This window comes from Streptomyces sp. NPDC050433, from assembly GCF_044458565.1.
In the GTDB taxonomy this organism is placed as follows: domain Bacteria; phylum Actinomycetota; class Actinomycetes; order Streptomycetales; family Streptomycetaceae; genus Streptomyces.
On the sequence record NZ_JBITIB010000004.1, the window covers coordinates 264,183 to 284,823 of the forward strand.

A 20,641-nucleotide genomic window follows, 5' to 3' on the forward strand; every position below is an offset into this window, starting at 1 on the left:
TGGAATGTGGCGGCCTTCCGTGATTGTCAGTGGTCGGGGATAGGGTCGCCCAGACAAACACACCAGACATACGTTCGGGGAGATAGGGGAGGCGGGGGTGGATGAGCGCTCAAAGCTGTCTGGCGGCGAACGAATGGATCTGCGGAGAGTATCTCCGCTCCCGTAGCCAGGAGTTGATCGATGCGACGGTCCAGCACATCTGGATCACCGTCGTCTCGGTCCTCATCGGGCTGCTCGTGGCCTTTCCGCTGGCCCTGCTCGCCCGCGGCAAACCGGCTTTCGCCGGCCCCGTGCTGGGACTGACGACACTGCTCTACACGATCCCGTCGCTGGCGATGTTCTCGCTGCTGCTGCCGTTCTTCGGGCTGTCGTCGGCGCTGGTGGTCACCGGCCTGGTGCTGTACTCACTGACGATCCTCGTGAGGAATGTCGTCGCGGGCCTCGAATCCGTCCCCGCCGATGCCAAGGAGGCGGCCCGCGGGATGGGGTACGGCTCCGGGCGGCTGCTGTGGGAGGTCGAGCTGCCGCTCGCGCTGCCCGCGCTGATGGCGGGTGTCCGGATCGCGACGGTCTCGACGATCGCGCTGACGACCGTCGGCTCGATCGTGGGGCGCGGCGGGCTCGGCAATCTCATCGAGGACGCGCTGCCGAGCCTGTTCAAGGCACAGGTGCTCGCCGCCTCCGTGCTCTGCGTGCTGCTGGCCGTCACCGCGGACCTGCTGCTCCTCGGACTCCAGCGGCTGCTCACGCCCTGGACCCGCATACGTACGGGCAAGGACGGGGCGCCACGTCCCGCGCGCGCGGGCGGCCCCGGCCGCCCGGTGAAGGTGGGGGGCTGACCCATGGGTGTTCTGGGCGAGGCGTGGACCTGGCTGATCACCGGTTCCAACTGGTCCGGCGAAGGCGGGGCGCTGGCCAGGCTCGGCGAGCATGTGTACGTCAGTGGGATCGCCCTCGCGCTCGCCTGCGCGATAGCCCTTCCGACGGCCTTCTACCTCGGACACATCGGCAAGGGCGGCGCGCTCGCCGTCAACATCTCCAACGTGGGGCGGGCGATCCCGGTCTTCGCCGTGCTCGCCCTGTTCATGCTCTCCCCGCTGCGCAACGCGGGTTATGTGCCGACGATCATCGCGCTGGTGCTCTTCGCCGTGCCGCCGCTGCTGACCAACGCCTACGTGGGCATGCGGGAGGTGGACCGCGCGGTGCTCGAAGCGGCCAGGGGCATGGGGATGTCCGGGCGCCAGCTCTTTCTGCGGGTCGAGCTGCCCCTCGCGTACCCGATGGTGATGACCGGCCTCAGGTCGGCGTCCGTCCAGGTGGTCGCCACGGCCACCATCGCGGCGATGGTGGGGCAGGGCGGCCTCGGCCGGATCATCACCGCCGGCTTCAACACGTACGACACCCCCCAGGTGGTCGCGGGCGCGCTCCTGGTGGCGCTGCTCGCGCTGCTCGTCGAGGGCGTGCTCATGGCGCTGGACCGGGTGCTGGACCCGTCTCCGTCCGCCGCCGTCGTCCGGGCACCGGTGCCCGGCGCGCGGGACGGCGGTGCGGCTGACGCCCTCAGTACCGACGACGTGCTTCCGCGGGACCGGGTGACCAAGACCGTGTGACACGACCGAGCGTGTGACGAGCAAGCGTGTGACGACCGACTTCTCCGGCCTTTTCCTCTGGCCTCTCTACGGATGGTGAATTCTCATGAGCAAGACCTCGCGCATGGCGGGTGCGGTACTTGGCGTTGTCGCCCTGACCGGGTCGCTCGCCGCGTGCGGCGGCGACAGCCTCGAATCGGACGGCGGCTCGGACAAGGGCTCGGCCTCCGACAAGAAGGGCTCCCTCGTCGTCGGTGCCGCCGCTTTCACCGAGTCCAAGGTGCTCGCCGAGCTGTACGCGCAGATCCTCGACGACGGCGGATATGACGCCTCCGTCACCACGGTGAAGAACCGCGAGCTGTACGAGCCGTCCCTGGAGAAGGGCGAGATCGATGTCGTCCCGGAATACGCGGCGACGCTCACCGAATTCCTCAACGCCAAGGTGAACGGTGCGGAAGAGGCCGTCAAGAAGCCTCTCGCCTCCAGCGACGCGGACGCCACGGTCGCCGCCCTGCAGAAGCTGGCCGAGCCTCGCGGACTGAAGGTGCTCCCCGCCGGCAAGGCGGTCGACCAGAACGCCTTCGCCGTCACCAAGGAATACGCCGAGAAGAACAACCTCAAGACCCTTTCGGATCTGGGTGCGTCGAAGCTCAAGGTGAAGATCGCCGCGGGTGACGAGTGCGAGGTACGGCCGTTCTGCGCGCCCGGTCTCAAGGAGACGTACGGCATCGACGTGACCGGCATCGATCCGCAGGGTGTCGGCACTCCGCAGGCCAAGCAGGCGGTCAAGGACGGCAAGGACCAACTGGTCCTCAGCACCACCACCGACGGCACGCTCGACAGCTTCGGACTGGTGGTCCTGGAGGACGACAAGAAGCTCCAGAACGCGGACAACGTACTTCCGGTGGTCAATGCCAAGGACGCTGGTTCCCAGGAGATAGCGGACCTTCTCGGCAAGCTCACCGACACCCTCACCACAGAGGATCTCGCGAAGCTCAACCTGAAGGTCGACGCGGAGCGCGCGAAGCCCGCGGATGTCGCCAAGGAGTATCTGGAGTCCAAAGACCTGATCGGCAAGTAGGCAGGAAGCAGCGGGAAGCAGGGGAACCGGAGTGGAGTCGGCAACGGACGGGGAAAGATTGTCCGGCCGACCCCCATTCCGCGTCCACGCGCGGTAAATTTCGGGCCATGCCACGTGGACGCCACCGCCATTCCCCGCCCCTCCACAGGATTCTTCCGCCGTCGGCCGTAGCGGGGGCCGCGGCCCTGTGCGCCGCGGGTGCCTGGCTCCTCGCGGAACCCGTGGCGCTCCGGGGCCTGGTGGCCGTCACCGCGGCGGCCGCCGCCACCGGCGCGTATCTGATGCGCAGTTGGGACCGGGCGGCGGGCAGGCGCGTCGCGGAACTGTTGCGCGCGCAGGAGAGCGAGGCGTGGAAGACCGAGGAGCGAATAGCCGAACTCGAAACGGATATCGAGGAATCACGCGAGATTCGCACCCGGCTCGACACGAAGCTGCGCGCCAAGCGGGTGGAACTCGCCAAGCTGCGCGGTGAGCACGCCGCGCTCCTGCGCCGGTACGCCACGGCGGAGACCGCGCGCGCGAGCGCGCTGGAGGGCAGGCGGCAGCTCGCCATCGAAGCGGCCCGCGAGCCCAAGGCCCTGCCCCCCGCGGGCAGTACGCCCACCGCGTCGGCGTACTTCCGCGCCGCGCAGGCGCTGGAGGACCTGACGCGCAACGGCGCGACGCAGTACACCAAGCGGATCCTCGAAGAGGCCCGTCGGCGTGAACTCGCAGCGCGCGCGGCCCGCGAGGCAGCGGTGGAGGCGGAGCGGGCGGAGCGGGCGGCGAAGGCCGAGCGGAAGGCCCGCGCCGAGAGGGCCGAGCAGGAGAAGGCGGACAGGAAGCGCCGCGCGGAGGCGGAGGCGGCGGCAGCCGCGGAGCACGCGCGCCCGTCGTCCGCGCTGCCGCTGAAGGCCCGGCCGACGTCGGCCCTGCCCGCCACCCGCCCCCATCCGGGCGCGTCGGCGATCGTCCCGTACAACCGGCGGCACCGGCTCCAGCGGGGCCCCGAGGGAGGCTTCGACTTCTTCGGTACGCAGAAGGGCGGTCCCGCCGCTGACGGTTCCACCGCCGGCGACGCGACGGAGGACGGCCCCGCCGACCCGGCGCAGCTGGAGCGCGTGCAGCACGAGGACCTGGCCGATGTGGCAGGCGAGGAGGCCCTGGCCGGGCAGCGCAGGGGCGAGGACCGGGCCGTGGGTCAGGTCATCGACCTGACCGAACACGACGAGGCGGAGCCGCTGGGGCAGCTGCGCAGCGCGATCGGCTCCTGAATCGCGTCGGAGCGCGTTACTTGTCGATGTCGCCGACGACGAAGAACAGTGAACCGAGAATCGCCACCATGTCGGCGACCAGGGTGCCCGGCAGCAGCTCGGTGAGTGCCTGGATGTTGTTGAAGGACGCCGAGCGCAGCTTCAGCCGGTACGGCGTCTTCTCGCCCTTCGACACCAGGTAGTAGCCGTTGATGCCGAGCGGGTTCTCGGTCCAGGCGTACGTGTGCCCCTCGGGCGCCTTGAGGACCTTGGGCAGCCGCTGATTGATCGGACCGGGCTCCAGACCGGCGATGCGGTCAAGGCACGCGTCCGCGAGGTCCAGCGAGTTGTGGGTCTGACCGAGCAGGCACTCGAAGCGGGCGAGACAGTCGCCCTCCTCGCGGGTGACGACCTTGAGCGTGTCCTGGAGTTCGCCGTACGCGAGATACGGCTCGTCGCGGCGCAGGTCGAAGTCGACGCCCGAGGCCCGCGCGATCGGCCCCGAAACCCCGTACGCGTGCACGGCGTTCGCCGAGAGGACGCCCACACCGCGGGTCCGGCCCCGGAAGATCTCGTTGCCGAGGACCAGCCTGTCGTACACGTCCATCCGCGAACGGACCTCGGCGACCGCGTGCCTGGCGCGGCCCAGCCAGCCCGCGGGCAGGTCCTCCTTGAGACCGCCGACGCGGTTGAACATGAAGTGCATCCGGCCGCCGGAGATCTCCTCCATGACGGCCTGAAGCTCCTCGCGCTCCCGGAAGGCGTGGAACACCGGGGTGATCCCGCCCAGTTCGAGGGGGTACGAGCCGAGGAACATCAGATGGTTCAGCATCCGGTTCAGCTCGGCGAGCAGGGTCCGGGTCCAGACGGCGCGCTGCGGCACCTCCATGCCGAGCATGCGCTCGACGGCCATCACCACACCCAGCTCGTTGGAGAACGCCGACAGCCAGTCGTGGCGGTTGGCGAGCATGACGATCTGGCGGTAGTCGCGCGCCTCGAACAGCTTCTCGGCGCCCCGGTGCATGTAGCCGATGACCGGCTCGGCGTGCTGGATCACCTCACCGTCGAGCACCAGACGCAGCCGGAGCACCCCGTGCGTGGAGGGGTGCTGGGGCCCGATGTTGAGCACCATGTCCGTGCTCTCGGCCGCGCCGCCGATGCCGACCGTGGTGCGGGTGGTCTCCGTCATGCGGCCCAGTCTCTCAGAGCCGTACCGACGGGCCGCAGCAGCCAGCCGAAGTCCCCGAGGCCGCCGCGGGCGGTCAGTTCGGCCGCCTGGCCGGCGGTGGCGAGCGCGCGTACGTAGGAGGCGGGGTCGGTCGTGGCGAGGGAGAGCGGCGGGCGCTCGCCGCTGACGCCGAGGCGGTGCAGGGCATCGCGCTGGCTCAGTACGAAGGCGCCCGTCCCACCCGTGCCTTCGGCACGTGCGGAGGCGTCCGCGTCGTCCGCCGTCCGGCCCGCCGCCGCGCACGCGTCCAGCGCCACATGGGCGGTGATGTCGCAGCTGCCGTCCGGCACCGGCCGTACCTCGCGGCCGTCCCGGAACCCGGTCAGCGTCCCGAACAGCGGCCGGTCGGCCCGTACATGGGCGTAGTCGACGGCCACCGCCAGCCCCCGGTCCAGCGTCGCCACCGCGGCGGCCCACGCCTTGTCACGGGTGCGGCCGATCTCCGCCCGCGCGCCCGGCTCCGCCGACGGCCACCAGCGCGCCAGCCAGGCGGCGTCCGGGCCGTCGACCGGCGCGCCGGGCCGCTCCGTACCGTCGGGGCCGACCAGGACGTACCGCACGGTGCCGTCGGGCCCCGTCTCGGCGACGTCCAACGGCACGTTGTCCAGCCACTCGTTGGCGAAGAGCAGCCCCCGCACACCGGCCGGCGGCTTGTCGGTCCACTCGACGCGCGGATCGAGCCCCGGCGGGCGCGCGGCCCGTTCAACGCCGTACGGCTGTACGGCCAGTCCGTCCGGTACGGCGGCCAGGACCCCCGTCAGCAGTTCCCCGCGCCCCGCCCCGACGTCGACCAGAGCGATCTCGTCGGTGTCCAGCGCCTCCGCGGTCGCCACCAGCAGCCGCGCGACGGCCGACGCGAAGAGCGGTGAGGCGTGGACGGAGGTGCGGAAGTGCCCCGCAGGGCCCTCAGGACGCCGGTAGAAGCCCTCCGGGCCGTACAGGGCGCTCTCCATGGCCGCGGCCCAGCCACGCGGCTCCACGCCCCACGGAGAGCCGTGAGCGGCCCCGTGAATCCCGTCGCGCTTACACGTCTCATCCGTCACAGGCCCAAGTCTCCACCTTGGGGAGTACGTGCCGAGCGACCGGATCGGCCCTCCGGTTGACCCTTCTACCTCTGCGGCTTCCCTACGCTGGGTTACGTGCAGCGCCTCTATGACTTCCTCCGCAGACACCCGACGGGCGTCGACAGCTTCTGGGCTGTGATGCTCTTCGGGTTTTCCGGGCTGTGGGTGGTGCAGGCGGATGTCGGCACCCGGCTGAGCCCCCTGTCCCTGGGGATCACTCTGCTGCTGTCGCTGGCCGTCGCGCTGCGCCGCCGGGCCCCGGACAAGATGCTGCTGCTCCTGGCCGTGCTGGGAGTGCTGCAGCTCCTGACGGGCGTGCGGCCCAATCCGGCGAACTTCGCCATGCTGGCGCTCATCTACACCGTCGCCGCGCGGGGCGGCCCGCCCTGGGCCAAGCAGCTGGGCCTGATCGGCGGCCTGGCCGCGACGCCGCTGGCGCAGCTGCGCTGGCCCACGGCCGAGGCCGGTCTCGGCGGGCAGATCTTCCTCACCGTCGTGATGAGCGTGCCCTTCGCGCTCGCGTGGGTGCTCGGCGACTCCGTGCGCACCCGCCGCGCCTACTTCGCCCAGCTGGAGGAGCGCGCGTCCCGGCTGGAGAAGGAGCGCGAGGCGCAGGCCAAGGTGGCCGTCGCCGCCGAGCGCGCGCGGATCGCCCGCGAGCTGCACGACGTCGTCGCGCACAACGTGTCGGTGATGGTCGTCCAGGCCGACGGCGCCGCCTATGTCCTGGACACCGCGCCCGAGCAGGCCAGGCAGGCCCTGGAGACCATCTCGGGCACCGGACGGCAGGCGCTGGCGGAGATGCGCCGGCTGCTGGGTGTGCTGCGGACGGGGGACGTCCAGGAGAGCGGCGAGTACGTGCCGCAGCCCGACGTCCAGCAGATAGAGGATCTGGTCGAGCAGGTGCGGTCGGCGGGGCTCACCGTGGACTTCAAGGTCGAGGGCACCCCTCGGTCGCTGCCGAGCGGGGTGGAGCTGACCGCGTACCGGATCGTGCAGGAAGCCCTGACCAACAGCCGCAAGCACGGCGGACCCGATGTGGGGGCCAGCGTGCGTCTGGTCTACTTCGACGACGGGCTCGGACTCCTGGTCGAGGACGACGGGCGCGGCGCGGGCCACGAGCTGTACGTGGACGGCGGCGCGGACGGCCGGGGCCACGGCCTCATCGGGATGCGGGAGCGCGTCGGCATGGTCGGCGGCACGCTCGACGCGGGGCCGCGGCCGGGGGGCGGCTTCCGGATCAGCGCGCTGCTTCCACTGAAGCCCGCGCACTGAGCGGCGTACGGCACGCGACTGCAACCGCGACCCGAACCGCGACCGACCTACTTACCGACCCGCTTACCGACCACCCCCGATCGAGAAGGAACCCGCCGATGTCGATCCGTGTGATGCTCGTCGACGACCAGGTGCTGCTGCGCACCGGTTTTCGCATGGTGCTGGCCGCACAGCCCGACATGGAGGTCGTCGCGGAGGCGGGCGACGGCGCGGAGGCGATCGAGAATCTGCGCGGCACCGCCGTGGACGTCGTCCTCATGGACGTACGCATGCCCCGGCTGGACGGCGTCGAGGCGACCCGCCGCATCTGCGCGGAGCCCGGAGCGCCCAAGGTGCTCATCCTGACGACGTTCGACCTAGACGAGTACGCCTTCTCGGGGCTCAAGGCGGGCGCCAGCGGCTTCATGCTCAAGGACGTGCCGCCGTCCGAGCTGCTGACCGCGATCCGCGCCGTGCACAGCGGTGACGCGGTCGTCGCGCCGTCCACGACGCGGCGGCTGCTCGACCGCTTCTCGGCCATGCTGCCCAGCGGCAAGGAGAACACCGCCACCGGCGCGCTGGAGCGGCTGACGGGCCGCGAGCGCGAGGTCATGCTGCTGGTCGCCCAGGGGCTGTCGAACGGCGAGATCGCCGCCCGGCTGGTGCTCTCCGAAGCCACCGTGAAGACGCATGTCGGCCGCATCCTCACGAAGCTCGCCCTGCGCGACCGGGTGCAGGTCGTGGTGCTCGCGTACGAGTCGGGGCTGGTGCGCGCCGGGGGCGGGCCCCTCTGATGCTCCTGTGGATCAACGGGCCCTTCGGGGGCGGGAAGACGCAGACCGCGCACGAGATCGCACGGCGGCTGCCGGGCAGCGCCATCTGCGATCCCGAGCTGGTCGGGTTCGGGCTGCACCGCATGATGCCCGCCCGGCTCCGGAGGGACTTCCAGGACCTGCCGGTCTGGCGGCAGGGCGTCCACGACGTGCTCGACCTGGTGCTGCGTGAGCACGACGGCACGGTGATCGCCCCCATGACGCTCGTCGACGAGGGCTACTTCACGGAGACCGTCGGCCGGTTGCGCGAAGAGGGGCACGACGTACGCCACTTCGCGCTGCTCGCCGAACGCGGGACCGTCCTGAAGAGGCTCACCGAACGAGGACTCGGGCTGGGTCTCAAGCGGGAGAGCTTCGCCGTCGCCAAGCTGGACCACTGCCTGGAGCAGCTGTCCAGGCCGGAGTTCGGCGAGCACATCCGTACCGACAGCGTGACGATTCCCCAAGTCGCCGATGCCGTGGCCGCGTCGGCGGGGCTGCGGCTCGCCCCGAACACCGACAGCGCGCTCCGCCACCGCCTGCGGCGCACGTGGACGGGCATCAAGCACATCCGCTTCGACTAGAAGCGCGTCCGAGCGGCACCCCGGGGCGCGTCCGTCATCGCAGCACACCCTCCAGGAAGTCGCTGCCGAGCCTGGCGACCATGGTCACGTCCAGCTGGTGCAGCACATAGCGCCCCCGGCGGCGGGTCGTCAGCAGCCCGGCCTTGCGCATCACGGAGAGATGCCGCGACACCTCCGGCGCCGTGATGCCGTACGTGTCCGCCAGCTCGCCCGTCGTGAACGAACCCCGCGCCAGACTCCGGCAGAGCCTCATCCGCATGGGGTGCGCGACCGCCTCCAGGCGCAGCTTGACCGTCTCCACGGAGGGTGCGCCGCCGGACGGCTCCGGGCTGCCCACCGGGTACTGAACGACCGGCTGCCAGCCGGGTGCGTGCAGCGCGATCAGATGCGGCCAGCCGAAGGCCGTCGGCAGGAAGGTCAGGCCCGACCCGGCGGCGCTCGCGCGGCCCGACGAGAGCTTGTCCACGACGACGGCGGTGACCGCTCCGGTCTCCTGGAGCGTCACGGCGGACGAGACGGCGGCCACGGCCTCCGCGAGGCCCTTGCGCCGCAGCAGATCGGTCTTGTGCCGGGCGTCGGCGGCCAGTTGGACCCGGACGCGCCGCCAGGTGTCTGCGAAGAACGCCTCGTCGCAGTCCTCCAGCAGCCGCCGTATCCACGCCCGGACGGCGGGCGGGTCGGCCAGCATGCGCCGTACGAACGCGGACTGGTGCGGCCCGCGCGCCTCCGCGAGGTCCAGCGCGCGCTCGCGCGTCCGGGCGTCCACCAGCGGGGACGGCGCGCCCGTGTCGTACTGGCTGGCGCAGGAGATCTCCAGCGCCGCCGCCACGTACTGCTCGTCCGGCAGCCTGTCGACGTCGTCGAGCTCCTCGGCCAGCGTTTCGCGGGGGTGGGCGGGCAGCAGGATGTCGGAGCGGGTGGACCGCCACAGGAAGTCGGCCTCGTGCAGCCGGTCGGCCAGCTCGGGCTTGAGACCGGCGGACGTGGACGTGACCCAGCCGTGCAGCCGGGCGTGGTGGCCGGGCTCGGACAGCGCGTGCAGGGCGGCGCCCAGCTCGGCGAGCGGGGACGGTCCGAAGACGATCCGCTCGTGGGGCAGCCCGGTGATGTCGATGGTCACGCTCATGCACCCATGCTGCACGCCACCACTGACAACGCGGCGGACGATTGACGGCGCCGGTCAATCGGCGGCGCCGTCGGTGCGGGCGTTCTCCTCCTCCAGGCGCGCCATGAACTCCCGTACGGCCTGCCGGACGTCGTCCGCCGTCCACTCCAGCCCGGCCGACCCCACCGTCACCTCCGTCACCGCGACGCCCGGCGGGCCCGCGCCCGAATCGAACCAGCGGCGGAACAGCGTCACACCGGTCTCCTCGGCCTGCCGCACCGCCGCCTCGCTCAGCACCCGCGCCTCGTACGGAAGCCACACCTGGAACTGGTGGGTGTGGGGCCGCCGCGGGTGCACCCGGAACCACGGCGCCGACGCCCGCGGGGCCCCCGACTCCGACTCCTGCCCCGACTCCTGCCCCGAATCCGCGAACCCTTCCGCCAGCGCCGCCGCGACCACGCGCGCGTGCGCGACGTACGACGGCAGCCGCGGCAGCTCCCGCTCCAGCCCCAGCAGCGCGGACAGCGCCGCCGGATACTGCTGGAAGACCTGCCCTCCGTACCGATGGCGCCACACCCGCGCCTCCTCGACCACAGCCGAAGGCCCCACGAGCATCGCCCCGGACATCCCGTCCAGGGACTTGTAGAAGGACACGTACACACTGTCCGCGAGTCCCGCGATCTCCTCCAGCGGCCGGCCGAAGTGGGTCACGCACTCCCACAGCCGCGCCCCGTCGAAGTGCACCACCGCGTCGCGCTCCCGTGCCGCCGCCACCACGGCGACCAGCTCGTCCCACGTCGGCAGCACGAACCCGGCGTCGCGCAGCGGCAGTTCCAGCATCAGCGTGCCGAACGGCTCGTCCGTCGCGTGGATCTCGTCGGCCGTGGGCAGCCGGGGCTCGGACGTGGGGTGGATCGTACGGAGGCCGCTGACGGCGGACAGTGCCCCGCCCTCGTGCACCTCCGGGTGCGCGAGCGGATGCAGTGCCACGGTCGTGTTCCCGGTACGCCCCGCCCAGCAGCGCAGCGCCACTTGCTGCGCCATGGTCCCGGTCGGGAAGAACGCGGCGGCCGGGAAGCCGAGCAGGGACGCCACCCGGCTCTCCAGTTCGGCGACGACCCCGCCCCCGTACACATCCGTCCATTCGTCCAGGTCGTAGACCGACGACGCGTCCGCCGCCACGGCGGCCAGCCGTTCGCCGACGGGGCGGTCGGCGGAGCTTCGCCACAGCGTCCGCCCGGAGTTGTGCCAGGCGGCCAGCCGTCGTCGTCGTTCGTCCTGCTCGCTCGTCTCTCCCATGGGGGGATCATCGACCACGGCGAGCGGCCCGACCAGCCCTTTTCCCGAGGCCGCCCACAGCCTGTGGACAGTCGGGGAATGCCGCGAAACGCTGGCGTAGCATGGCGAGAAATCGTCCGGTACCCGTCGCGGACTGGAACGGAAGGCCCCGCCGCGTGAACGCATCAGCAGTCCCCACCGATCCCCGTGATCCGCGCGACAGGCCCGCCCGTCTCACGGTCGGAGTCGTCGGTTCCGGCCGCGTCGGACCCGTGCTGGCCGCCGCTCTCCAGCTCGCCGGTCACCGCCCTGTCGCCGCGTCGGGCGTCTCCGACGCCTCTGTACGGAGGGCGGCCGTCCTCCTCCCCGACGTGCCGCTGGTGACGCCCGCCGACGTGCTCGCCCGCGCCGAACTGGTGCTGCTGACCGTCCCGGACGACGCGCTGCCCGGCCTGGTCGAAGGGCTCGCCGAGACCGGAGCCGTCCGTCCTGGACAGCTGCTGGTCCACACCTCGGGGCGGTACGGCACGAAGGTGCTGGCGCCCGCCCTGCACGCGGGCGCGCTGCCGCTCGCGCTGCACCCGGCGATGACGTTCACGGGCACCTCCGTGGACGTCCAGCGGCTGGCGGGCTGCTCCTTCGGAGTCACCGCACCCGAGGAACTGCGGCTGGCCGCCGAGGCGTTGGTCATCGAGATGGGCGGCGAGCCCGAGTGGATCGAGGAGGACGCCCGCCCGCTCTACCACGCGGCGCTGGCGCTCGGAGCGAATCACCTGGTCACGCTGGTCGCCCAGTCGATGGAGCTGCTGGGCAAGGCTGGGGTCGCCGCCCCGGACAGGATGCTCGGCCCACTCCTCGGCGCCGCCCTCGACAACGCGCTGCGCTCCGGCGACGCCGCGCTCACCGGCCCCGTGGCACGCGGCGACGCGGGCACGGTCGCCGCGCATGTCGCCGAGCTGCGCGAGCACGCGCCCGCCGCCGTGCCCGGCTATCTCGCGATGGCCCGTACGACGGCCGACCGGGCGCTCGCCCACGGCCTGCTCAAGCCGGCGCTGGCCGAGGACCTGCTGGACGTCCTCGCCGACGACGACCACCACCGGGGGAGCGATCGATGAGCCTCGAACTGGCCTCCACACGCGCGGAGCTGGACCGGCTGCTCGCCCGGCACGGCGACCGGCCCTCGGCCGCTCATGAGCCCGCGCCCGCCGCCCGTACCGCCGTGGTCATGACGATGGGCGCCCTCCACGACGGCCACGCCGCACTCGTACGCGCCGCCCGCGCGCACGTCGGCCCGGCCGGCTTCGTCGTGGTCACCGTCTTCGTCAACCCGCTCCAGTTCGGCGCGGGCGAAGACCTCGACCGCTACCCCCGGACCCTCGAATCGGACCTGAAGACGGCCGGGGCGGCAGGCGCCGACGCCGTGTTCGCGCCGTCCGTCGCCGAGGTCTATCCCGGTGGCGCACCCCAGGTGCGGATCTCCGCCGGCCCCATGGGGGAGCGCCTCGAAGGCGCCGTACGGCCCGGCCACTTCGACGGCATGCTCACCGTCGTCGCGAAGCTGCTCCATCTCACCCGCCCCGACGTCGCCTTCTACGGACAGAAGGACGCCCAGCAGCTCGCGCTGATCCGGCGGATGGCCCGCGATCTGAACTTTCCCGTCGAGATCGTCGCCGTGCCGACGGTCCGGGAGGACGACGGTCTCGCGCTGTCCAGCCGTAACCGTTACCTCTCCGCGCCCGAACGCCGCACCGCGCTCGCGCTCTCCCGCGCGCTCTTCGCCGCGCGGGACCGCCTCGGCGCCCAGCACGCGCTGCGTGCCCGCGCGGAGTCCGCGCCCACGTCCAAGGCCCGCGCGGCAGCCCTCTCCGCGCTCGGCGAGGCCCGTGCCGCCGCCGACACCCACGCCGTGGCCCAGGCGGCGTCCGGTACGCCGCAGACGCCCGGCTGGGGCGCGCACGCCGTACGGTCGGCGGCCCGCGTCGTCCTCGACCAGGCCGTCAGGGACAGCCCGTCCTTCACGCTCGACTACCTGGCCCTCGTCGACCCCGCCGACTTCACCGAGGTCCCGGACGGCCACACCGGCTACGCGGTCCTCGCCGTGGCCGCGCGGGTCGGCGCGACGCGGCTGATCGACAACATCCCCCTGACGTTCGGAGCCGCCCAGTGACCGCCGAGTCCGCACCGGAGCCGAGAGAGCCGACGGAGCCGAGAGGGACGACACCCCCGGGGGCCGGCCTGCCCGCCGGCATCCAGCTCACCGCGCCCGTACCGGGCTGGGCCATCGACGCCGACGTGGTCGTGGTCGGCTCCGGCGTCGCCGGACTCACCACCGCGCTGCGCTGCGCTGCGGCCGGGCTCAGGACGGTCGTCGTCACCAAGGCCCGCCTCGACGACGGTTCCACCCGCTGGGCGCAGGGCGGCATCGCGGCGGCCCTCGGTGAGGGTGACACCCCCGAGCAGCACCTGAGCGACACCCTCGTGGCGGGCGCGGGCCTCTGCGACGAGGAGGCCGTACGCACCCTGGTCACCGAGGGCCCCGACGCCGTACGCCGTCTGATCGGGACCGGCGCGCGGTTCGACACGTCGGCGACGGGTGATCTCCAGCTGACCCGCGAGGGCGGCCACCACCGCCGACGTATCGCCCACGCCGGAGGCGACGCGACCGGCGCGGAGATCTCCCGCGCCCTGGTGGACGCGGTGCGCGAAGCCTCCCTCCGCACGGTCGAGAACGCGCTGGTCCTCGACCTCCTCAAGGATGAGCACGGCAACACCTCCGGCGTCACCCTCCATGTGATGGGCGAGGGCCAGCACGACGGCGTCGGCGCCGTCCGCGCCCCCGCCGTCGTCCTGGCCACCGGCGGCATGGGCCAGGTCTTCTCGGCGACGACCAACCCCGCCGTCTCCACGGGGGACGGCGTGGCCCTCGCGCTGCGCGCCGGCGCGGAGGTCTCCGACCTCGAGTTCGTGCAGTTCCACCCGACGGTGCTGTTCCTCGGTGCCGGATCGGAGGGCCAGCAGCCGCTGGTGTCCGAGGCGGTACGGGGCGAGGGCGCCCATCTCGTGGACGCCGACGGTGTCCGTTTCATGCTCGACCAGCACGAACTCGCCGAGCTGGCACCCCGCGACATCGTCGCCAAGGGCATCATGCGCCGCATGCGGGAGCGGGGCGCCGAGCACATGTATCTGGACGCCAGACACTTCGGCGCCCAGATGTGGGCCACCCGCTTCCCCACGATCCTCGCCGCCTGCCGGTCGCACGGCATCGACCCGGTCACCGAGCCGATCCCGGTCGCGCCCGCCGCGCACTACGCCTCCGGCGGCGTCGTCACGGACCTGCGCGGCCGTACGACCGTGCCGGGCCTGTACGCCTGCGGCGAGGTTGCCTGCACGGGCGTGCACGGCGCGAACCGGCTGGCGTCCAACTCGCTTCTCGAAGGGCTGGTGTTCGCCGAGCGCATCGCGGCGGACATCGCCGCCGTCGCGGCGGCCCCCCGACCCGTACCGGCCGCCGCGTCGTCCGTCGCCCGCCCCGCCCCCGCGAGGGCCCAGCCCGCCGCACTCCTGCCGCTCATCGCCCCCGAGGCACGCCTCACGATCCAGCGGATCATGTCCGAAGGCGCGGGTGTCCTCAGGTCCGCCACGAGCCTGGGCGTGGCCGCCGAAGCCCTGGAGGCGGTGTTCCAGGACGCCCTGCGTCCCAAGGACCCCGGCAAACCCGCTCAGCCGGGCGTCGAGTCCTGGGAGACCTCCAACCTCCTGTGCGTGGCCCGCGTCCTCGTGGCCGCCGCCCTGGAACGCGAGGAGACCCGCGGCTGCCACTGGCGCGACGACTTCCCCGAGCGCGACGAAACCGACTGGCGCCGCCACCTCGTCGTACGCCTCGGCACGGGCCGCGCCCTGGAGCTGAGCCGGACCGACACCGCAGCATTTCCCGCCGTACATCCCGCACATTCCGCACATCCAGTAGATCCCCCCGTCCCCAGGGAGCCGTCACCGTGAGCACGCCCGAAGACAGTCCGCGCCCCGAGGCCGTGGACGTACCGCTCATCCAGATCGGCGCCCCGGCGTCCGACGCCGGGGGCTGCGGCGACGGCTGCGGCTGTTCCGACGGTGAGGACTCCCAGGAGTGCGGTCTCGATCCCGCGCTCGCCGCGCTGCTGGCCGAGGCCGGGCTCGACCCCGTCCAGGTCGAGGACATCGCGTACGTCGCCATCGGCGAGGACCTGGCCCACGGCCTGGACGTGACGAGCGTGGCGACAGTCCCGGCCGACGCCGTCGCCACCGGCGACTTCACGGCCCGCAGGAGCGGCACGGTCGCCGGGCTGCGCGTCGCGGAGGCCGTCCTGTCCCTCGTCTGTACGGAGGACTTCGAGGTCGAGCGGCACTTCGAGGACGGCGACCGCGTCGAGGCCGGCCAGAAACTCCTCAGCGTCACCACCCGCACCCGGGACCTGCTCACCGGCGAGCGCAGCGCCCTCAACCTCCTGTGCAGGCTCTCCGGCATCGCGACCGCCACGCGCGCGTGGGCCGACGTGCTCGAAGGCACCGGCGCGAAGGTCCGCGACACCCGTAAGACGACGCCCGGTCTGCGCGCCCTGGAGAAGTACGCGGTGCGCTGCGGCGGCGGCGTCAACCACCGGATGTCGCTCTCCGACGCCGCGCTCGTCAAGGACAACCACGTGGTGGCGGCCGGCGGGGTCGCGGAGGCCTTCAAGGCGGTCCGGGACCAGTTCCCCGACCTGGCGATCGAGGTGGAGACCGACACGCTCCAGCAGGTCCGCGAGGTCCTGGACGCGGGCGCCGACCTGATCCTGCTGGACAACTTCACCCCGGCCGAGACCGCGGAGGCCGTGGCGCTCGTCGCCGGCCGGGCCCTGCTGGAATCCTCCGGCACGCTCTCCCTGGAGAACGCCCGCGCGTACGCGGAGACCGGCGTCGACTATCTCGCCGTCGGCGCCCTCACCCACTCCGCCCCGATCCTCGACATCGGCCTCGACCTGCGTGAGGCGGGTGTCTGATGCTGCTCACCATCGACGTCGGCAACACCCACACCGTGCTCGGTCTGTTCGACGGCGAGGAGATCGTCGAGCACTGGCGGGTGTCCACCGACGCGCGCCGTACGGCCGACGAGCTGGCCGTCCTCCTTCAGGGACTGATGGGGATGCACCCGCTGCTCGGCGACGAGCTGGGTGACGGCATCGAGGGCATCGCGATCTGCTCGACCGTGCCCTCCGTCCTGCACGAACTGCGCGAGGTGACCCGTCGCTACTACGGAGACGTCCCCGCGGTCCTGGTCGAGCCCGGCATCAAGACCGGCGTACCGATCCTGGTGGACAACCCGAAGGAGGTCGGCGCCGACCGGATCATCAACTCGGTCGCCGCCGTCGAACTGTACGGCGGTCCCGCGGTCGTCGTGGACTTCGGCACGGCCACGACGTTCGACGCGGTCAGCGCGCGTGGGGAGTACACGGGCGGGGTCATCGCACCCGGCATCGAGATCTCCGTCGAGGCGCTCGGCATCAAGGGCGCCCAGCTGCGCAAGATCGAGCTGGCGAGGCCGCGCAGCGTCATCGGCAAGAACACGGTCGAGGCGATGCAGTCGGGCATCGTGTACGGATTCGCCGGCCAGGTCGACGGCGTCGTGACCCGGATGGCGCGCGAACTGGCCGAGGACCCCGGCGAGGTGACCGTGATCGCGACGGGCGGCCTGGCGCCGATCATCCTCGGCGAGTCGTCGGTGATCGACGAGCACGAGCCCTGGCTGACGCTGATCGGGCTGCGGCTGGTGTACGAGCGGAACGTCTCCCGCATGTAGCTCCCGCCCGGCTCCGCCCCGATCGCCCACCGGCCCGACAGCGGCCGTCCGGGGATCGGGGCGGCCCGCGTCACGGCCCACATCCCGCCGCGCCGCAGCTCTCGCGTTTAGACGATTTTGTGCGATTCGTGAGTATCGTCACCTCATGCCCACGCCCTACGGATCCCGCGGCGGCATGGCGTTCGGCGCAGACGAGTTGCGTGTGCTCCGAGGCGCCCTCGCCGTCGCCCTCCACCCCGTTCCCCTCCCCGACGAGGACGTCCAGGACTGCCTGCGCCTGGCCGAGTCCGTGGACGAGGTGGTCCGCGAGGCCGGTCGGCTGCGCGCCTTCCTCCTCGCCGACCTCGCCCGCTACCGCGCCGCGCTTCCCGGCTCGGCCGCCGGCTATCTGGAGCTTCTCCAGGACGCCCTGGCCGCCGGGTACGACCCCCGTCCGGAGGACCTCATGGCTCTGCGCACCCTGCGCGCCGCATCCGTCGCCGACGCGCTGCTCGACCGCTGTCAGCGGATCACCGAGGACTCCGTACGGGCCAGGCTCGCCGGCCGCTCACCCGCCGCCCCCGCGCCCCGCACGAGGCTGCTCGCGCTCCAGGGCGGCCGTGCCGCGGCCGACCCGGAGCCGCCCAAGGAGGAGCCCGGCAAGGAGCCCGGCAAGGAGCCGGGCAAGTCCCCTGGCAAGTCCCCCGCCAAGGCTCCGGGCAAGCAGCCCGCGCCGCCGCGCCGCCCGGCGTCCCCCGGGCGCCCCGCCACCGAGCGTCCGATGCCCAAGCCGTCCGAGGTCTTCCCGCCACGTCGCAAGCCCGCGCCCCCGCCGGAGCGGCGGGCCGCCGGATAGCTACTCTTGGGCCATGGACTACGTATCCGCTCTCCTGCCCCCCGTGGTGATGGCCGCCTTCTTCATCGGTCTGGTCGTGACGATCGTCAAGAGCCAGGGCGGGGACAACAAGACCAAGGAGGACGCGGCCGTGGACGCGGCGATCGCCCGCGCGGAGGCCGTGGAGCAGCAGGGCGGCAGCCCTTCCGGCGCCTGACGGTCTCGGGGTCGTAGATCAGGACGTACGACTTCCGCCACGTCGTACGTCCTCTTTGTAACGTCAATAACCGGCCATTCAGACATCTCGCACTATGGTGACGATGTGCCCCGTCAATTGGGAGACCTGGAAGACGCCGTCATGAGTCGCGTCTGGCAATGGAACCGTCCGGTCACCGTCAGGGAAGTGCTCGAAGACCTTCAGCGGGAACGGTCCATCGCCTACACGACCGTCATGACCGTAATGGACAATCTCCATCAGAAGGGCTGGGTGCGCAGGGAAGTCGACGGCCGCGCCTATAGATATACGGCGGTCTCCACGCGCGCCGCCTACGCGGCGGCCCTGATGAACGAAGCCTGGTCGAAGAGTGACAACCCGGCGGCGGCTCTTGTCGCCTTCTTCGGGATGATGTCGCCGGCGCAGCGCGACGCCCTGGAGGACGCGGTCCGTATGGTGCGCGTCGACCGGCCTGAAGACACCGCCGAGACCGCGTCCGGCGAAGTCCCCACCGAAGTCCCCACCGAAGTCCCGTCCGAGGGCGCCGACCGAGAGCATCCCGCAGGGCGATAGCGTCCAGTCATGTCCTGTGAGGTTCCGAAAGCCACGGCAAATGCCATCACCGTCCGGCGGGCCAGGACGAGCGATGTGACTGCGGTCCGTCGGCTCGTCGACCCGTACGTGAGTCAAGGCATCCTGCTCGACAAAGCGACGGTGACGCTTTACGAGGACATCCAGGAGTTCTGGGTCGCCGAACGCGACGACGACGCGACGGTCGTCGGCTGCGGCGCACTCCATGTGATGTGGGAAGACCTCGCCGAAGTGCGCACACTCGCGGTGGATCCGCGCTTCCGGGGTGACGGCATCGGACGGCATGTGCTCGACAAACTGTTGCAGACCGCCCGGTGGCTCGGTGTGCGGCGCGTATTCTGTCTCACCTTCGAAGTTGACTTCTTCATCAAGCACGGCTTCGTGGAGATCGGTGAGACTCCTGTCGACGGAGATGTCTACAGCGAGCTGCTGCGTTCCTATGACGAGGGTGTCGCCGAGTTCCTCGGTCTCGAACGGGTGAAGCCGAACACCTTGGGTAACAGCCGCATGCTTCTGCACCTGTGAGCGGCGGAAGAACCCGGAACCCTATGTCCGAATCGCGCACGTTTCCCGTGTTCTTGTGCTACAGAACCTCTGCCGGGGGTTTGTGTTTTCCTGAGAAAAGCGGTTTCCTTTCGGCGTACTGCATTTTCGATGAAAGGAAAACCGGTGGCACAGAAGGTTCAGGTCCTTCTTGTTGACGACCTCGACGGTGGCGAGGCCGACGAGACCGTCACGTTCGCGCTGGACGGCAAGACCTACGAGATCGACCTCACGAACGCGAATGCCGACAAGCTCCGTGGGCTGCTCGACCCGTACACCAAGAGTGGCCGTCGTACCGGTGGCCGCGCCGCCGGTGGCCGTGGCAAGGGCCGCGCCGCCGCGGGTGGGAACAAGGACACCGCGGAAATTCGCAAGTGGGCCAAGGAGAACGGCTACAGCGTCAACGATCGCGGTCGCGTTCCGGCCGAGATCCGCGAAGCCTACGAGAAGGCCAACGGCTGAGATTTCGTACCCGTCGATTCTCCACGAAGCAATCGGGCCCGGTGGCACTCCGTCGCCGCCGTGTCCACGAGTCGAACGAGATCGGGGACATCCCCACCCCTGTCCCCGAGTCCGGCACTGCCTCCGGGCCCGTGTCCGAAATGAGTGAGAGCCGGCAGCGTCGGTTCCACCTCGCGTCCCGGCTCGGGGGGCCGCAGCCACACGGCGGCCCCCTGCTCCGCCCCGAGACGCCCGCCTGCCGCCCTGCCCGGCGGCTCCGGAGCGGTCATCCGGCCGTCGGCACCGACGGCCGTCAGATCGAGCGCGACGCCGCCCCACTCCAGCCAGTCGAGCAGCCCCGGCAGTTCGTCCGCGCCGCCCGCGGCCACCAACAGCAGCATCCGGCCGTCCACGAGCGCCACCGGCCCGGTCCCAGACGCGTCGATCCGCCGCAGCACCGCGGCGCCCGCCGCGGCCGGCAGGTCCAGCGCGTCGAAGCGGAGCCCGGTCAGCAGCGCGACCGGCGGCCCCGACGCCGTGGCCCAGCCCAGCTCGTGCTCGTACCAGAGGGCGCTGCCGCCTTCGACCGGCAGCGGCGCGCGGGGAAGCGGGAAGGGAACGGCCATGCACGGACCAACTCCCCGCCCTGGCAATGAGTTACGCGGTGTTGATGTGCGGTCGCTCCATGTGTTCGCCATGGGGGCGTGCGGAAGCATTCGGGAGTGCAAGGGTGTTCGCCCGTAGCGGAGCGAACCAGGGTGCGCCGCATGGACTGTCGGTGCTTACGGGTAAGACATTCCTAGTGGGGAGGGGCGACACGCGGTCCTGGACGTCTCACGTTCGCCATCGGCGTACCGATAGCGGGGGTATCTGTCTGGCCTGCGGGAACATCGTCTCGCACCATCAGGTTGGAGCAGGTGTCGGCTGTTCGTGAGGAAAGTTCGCCGCCGATGGCGGGGTGATCACGGCGGATGTCGGCAGTTGGAATGAGCGGTC

Annotated in this window: 22 protein-coding genes; 17 read left to right on the plus strand and 5 right to left on the minus strand. The window is 71.6% G+C overall.

Translation table 11 applies throughout. The annotated features are described in order from the left end of the window. Window positions 1–101: 101 nt before the first annotated feature. From ACIBLA_RS07680 to ACIBLA_RS07695, 4 genes are all read left to right on the plus strand, one after another. A complete protein-coding gene (locus ACIBLA_RS07680; RefSeq protein ID WP_363241892.1) occupies window positions 102–839 on the plus strand; it encodes an ABC transporter permease in 738 nt (245 codons plus the stop codon). A gap of 3 nt (window positions 840–842) precedes the next feature. Then, on the plus strand, window positions 843–1,610 hold the full coding sequence (locus ACIBLA_RS07685) for an ABC transporter permease (protein WP_399198055.1): 768 nt from the start codon (window positions 843–845) through the stop codon (window positions 1,608–1,610). 85 nt (window positions 1,611–1,695) lie between these two features. Next, window positions 1,696–2,670 (plus strand): ABC transporter substrate-binding protein, encoded by a 975-nt coding sequence (locus ACIBLA_RS07690; protein WP_363241894.1) that lies wholly within the window; start codon window positions 1,696–1,698, stop codon window positions 2,668–2,670. Window positions 2,671–2,777: 107 nt separating this feature from the next. Continuing rightward, complete coding sequence (locus ACIBLA_RS07695; RefSeq protein WP_363241895.1) at window positions 2,778–3,923, plus strand: hypothetical protein; 1,146 nt, start codon at window positions 2,778–2,780, stop codon at window positions 3,921–3,923. A gap of 16 nt (window positions 3,924–3,939) precedes the next feature. Here the strand turns inward: ACIBLA_RS07695 and ACIBLA_RS07700 are convergent, their stop codons facing one another. Both ACIBLA_RS07700 and ACIBLA_RS07705 read right to left on the minus strand, forming a co-directional pair. Then, window positions 3,940–5,091, minus strand: coding sequence for an NADH-quinone oxidoreductase subunit D (locus ACIBLA_RS07700; RefSeq protein ID WP_399198056.1), 1,152 nt, complete (start codon window positions 5,089–5,091; stop codon window positions 3,940–3,942). Beyond that, complete coding sequence (locus tag ACIBLA_RS07705; protein WP_363241914.1) at window positions 5,088–6,083, minus strand: SAM-dependent methyltransferase; 996 nt, start codon at window positions 6,081–6,083, stop codon at window positions 5,088–5,090. Before ACIBLA_RS07705 ends, ACIBLA_RS07700 begins: the two co-directional genes overlap by 4 nt. 186 nt (window positions 6,084–6,269) lie before the next feature. On the opposite strand from ACIBLA_RS07705, the gene ACIBLA_RS07710 reads away from it, so the two are divergent. The 3 genes from ACIBLA_RS07710 (at window position 6,270) to ACIBLA_RS07720 (ending at window position 8,844) form a co-directional block, all read left to right on the plus strand. Then, window positions 6,270–7,469, plus strand: a complete 1,200-nt coding sequence (locus ACIBLA_RS07710) for a sensor histidine kinase (RefSeq protein ID WP_363241897.1) — start codon at window positions 6,270–6,272, stop codon at window positions 7,467–7,469. A gap of 98 nt (window positions 7,470–7,567) precedes the next feature. Beyond that, window positions 7,568–8,242 carry a response regulator transcription factor gene (locus ACIBLA_RS07715; protein ID WP_363241898.1) on the plus strand — a complete coding sequence of 225 codons (675 nt, stop codon included), beginning with the start codon at window positions 7,568–7,570 and terminating at the stop codon, window positions 8,240–8,242. Beyond that, window positions 8,242–8,844, plus strand: a complete 603-nt coding sequence (locus ACIBLA_RS07720) for an AAA family ATPase (RefSeq protein WP_399198057.1) — start codon at window positions 8,242–8,244, stop codon at window positions 8,842–8,844. Before ACIBLA_RS07715 ends, ACIBLA_RS07720 begins: the two co-directional genes overlap by 1 nt. Window positions 8,845–8,878: 34 nt before the next feature. On the opposite strand, the gene ACIBLA_RS07725 is transcribed toward ACIBLA_RS07720, so the two are convergent. Both ACIBLA_RS07725 and ACIBLA_RS07730 read right to left on the minus strand, forming a co-directional pair. Then, window positions 8,879–9,970: a DUF5937 family protein gene (locus tag ACIBLA_RS07725; protein WP_363241900.1), complete on the minus strand. Its 1,092-nt coding sequence runs from the start codon at window positions 9,968–9,970 to the stop codon at window positions 8,879–8,881. A gap of 54 nt (window positions 9,971–10,024) precedes the next feature. Beyond that, the gene (locus ACIBLA_RS07730) at window positions 10,025–11,248 is read right to left on the minus strand and encodes a beta-eliminating lyase-related protein (protein WP_363241901.1); all 1,224 of its coding nucleotides are present in this window, start codon (window positions 11,246–11,248) and stop codon (window positions 10,025–10,027) included. A gap of 155 nt (window positions 11,249–11,403) precedes the next feature. On the opposite strand from ACIBLA_RS07730, the gene ACIBLA_RS07735 reads away from it, so the two are divergent. From ACIBLA_RS07735 to ACIBLA_RS07780, 10 genes are all read left to right on the plus strand, one after another. Then, window positions 11,404–12,342, plus strand: a complete 939-nt coding sequence (locus ACIBLA_RS07735) for a Rossmann-like and DUF2520 domain-containing protein (RefSeq protein WP_399198058.1) — start codon at window positions 11,404–11,406, stop codon at window positions 12,340–12,342. Beyond that, window positions 12,339–13,394: a pantoate--beta-alanine ligase gene (gene panC / locus ACIBLA_RS07740; RefSeq protein ID WP_363241903.1), complete on the plus strand. Its 1,056-nt coding sequence runs from the start codon at window positions 12,339–12,341 to the stop codon at window positions 13,392–13,394. The genes ACIBLA_RS07735 and panC overlap by 4 nt, the downstream gene beginning before the upstream one ends. A 68-nt stretch (window positions 13,395–13,462) precedes the next feature. Further along, window positions 13,463–15,226 (plus strand): L-aspartate oxidase, encoded by a 1,764-nt coding sequence (locus ACIBLA_RS07745; protein ID WP_399198084.1) that lies wholly within the window; start codon window positions 13,463–13,465, stop codon window positions 15,224–15,226. Beyond that, on the plus strand, window positions 15,223–16,245 hold the full coding sequence (gene nadC / locus ACIBLA_RS07750; protein ID WP_399198059.1) for a carboxylating nicotinate-nucleotide diphosphorylase: 1,023 nt from the start codon (window positions 15,223–15,225) through the stop codon (window positions 16,243–16,245). The genes ACIBLA_RS07745 and nadC overlap by 4 nt, the downstream gene beginning before the upstream one ends. Next, window positions 16,245–17,042, plus strand: coding sequence for a type III pantothenate kinase (locus tag ACIBLA_RS07755; protein WP_356588655.1), 798 nt, complete (start codon window positions 16,245–16,247; stop codon window positions 17,040–17,042). Before nadC ends, ACIBLA_RS07755 begins: the two co-directional genes overlap by 1 nt. Before the next feature lie 175 nt (window positions 17,043–17,217). Further along, the gene (locus tag ACIBLA_RS07760; RefSeq protein WP_399198085.1) at window positions 17,218–17,877 is read left to right on the plus strand and encodes a hypothetical protein; all 660 of its coding nucleotides are present in this window, start codon (window positions 17,218–17,220) and stop codon (window positions 17,875–17,877) included. 13 nt (window positions 17,878–17,890) lie between these two features. Continuing rightward, on the plus strand, window positions 17,891–18,073 hold the full coding sequence (locus ACIBLA_RS07765; RefSeq protein ID WP_363241905.1) for a hypothetical protein: 183 nt from the start codon (window positions 17,891–17,893) through the stop codon (window positions 18,071–18,073). A gap of 105 nt (window positions 18,074–18,178) precedes the next feature. After that, entirely contained in the window at window positions 18,179–18,643 is a 465-nt protein-coding gene (locus ACIBLA_RS07770) for a BlaI/MecI/CopY family transcriptional regulator (RefSeq protein WP_363241906.1), read from the plus strand. Window positions 18,644–18,652: 9 nt separating this feature from the next. Further along, window positions 18,653–19,186 carry an amino-acid N-acetyltransferase gene (locus ACIBLA_RS07775; protein WP_363241907.1) on the plus strand — a complete coding sequence of 178 codons (534 nt, stop codon included), beginning with the start codon at window positions 18,653–18,655 and terminating at the stop codon, window positions 19,184–19,186. A gap of 144 nt (window positions 19,187–19,330) precedes the next feature. Further along, the gene (locus ACIBLA_RS07780; protein ID WP_023539576.1) at window positions 19,331–19,666 is read left to right on the plus strand and encodes an Lsr2 family protein; all 336 of its coding nucleotides are present in this window, start codon (window positions 19,331–19,333) and stop codon (window positions 19,664–19,666) included. Here the strand turns inward: ACIBLA_RS07780 and ACIBLA_RS07785 are convergent. After that, on the minus strand, window positions 19,645–20,271 hold the full coding sequence (locus tag ACIBLA_RS07785; RefSeq protein WP_363241908.1) for an SCO3374 family protein: 627 nt from the start codon (window positions 20,269–20,271) through the stop codon (window positions 19,645–19,647). The two genes, ACIBLA_RS07780 and ACIBLA_RS07785, sit on opposite strands and share 22 nt — an antisense overlap. Window positions 20,272–20,641 lie beyond the last annotated feature (370 nt).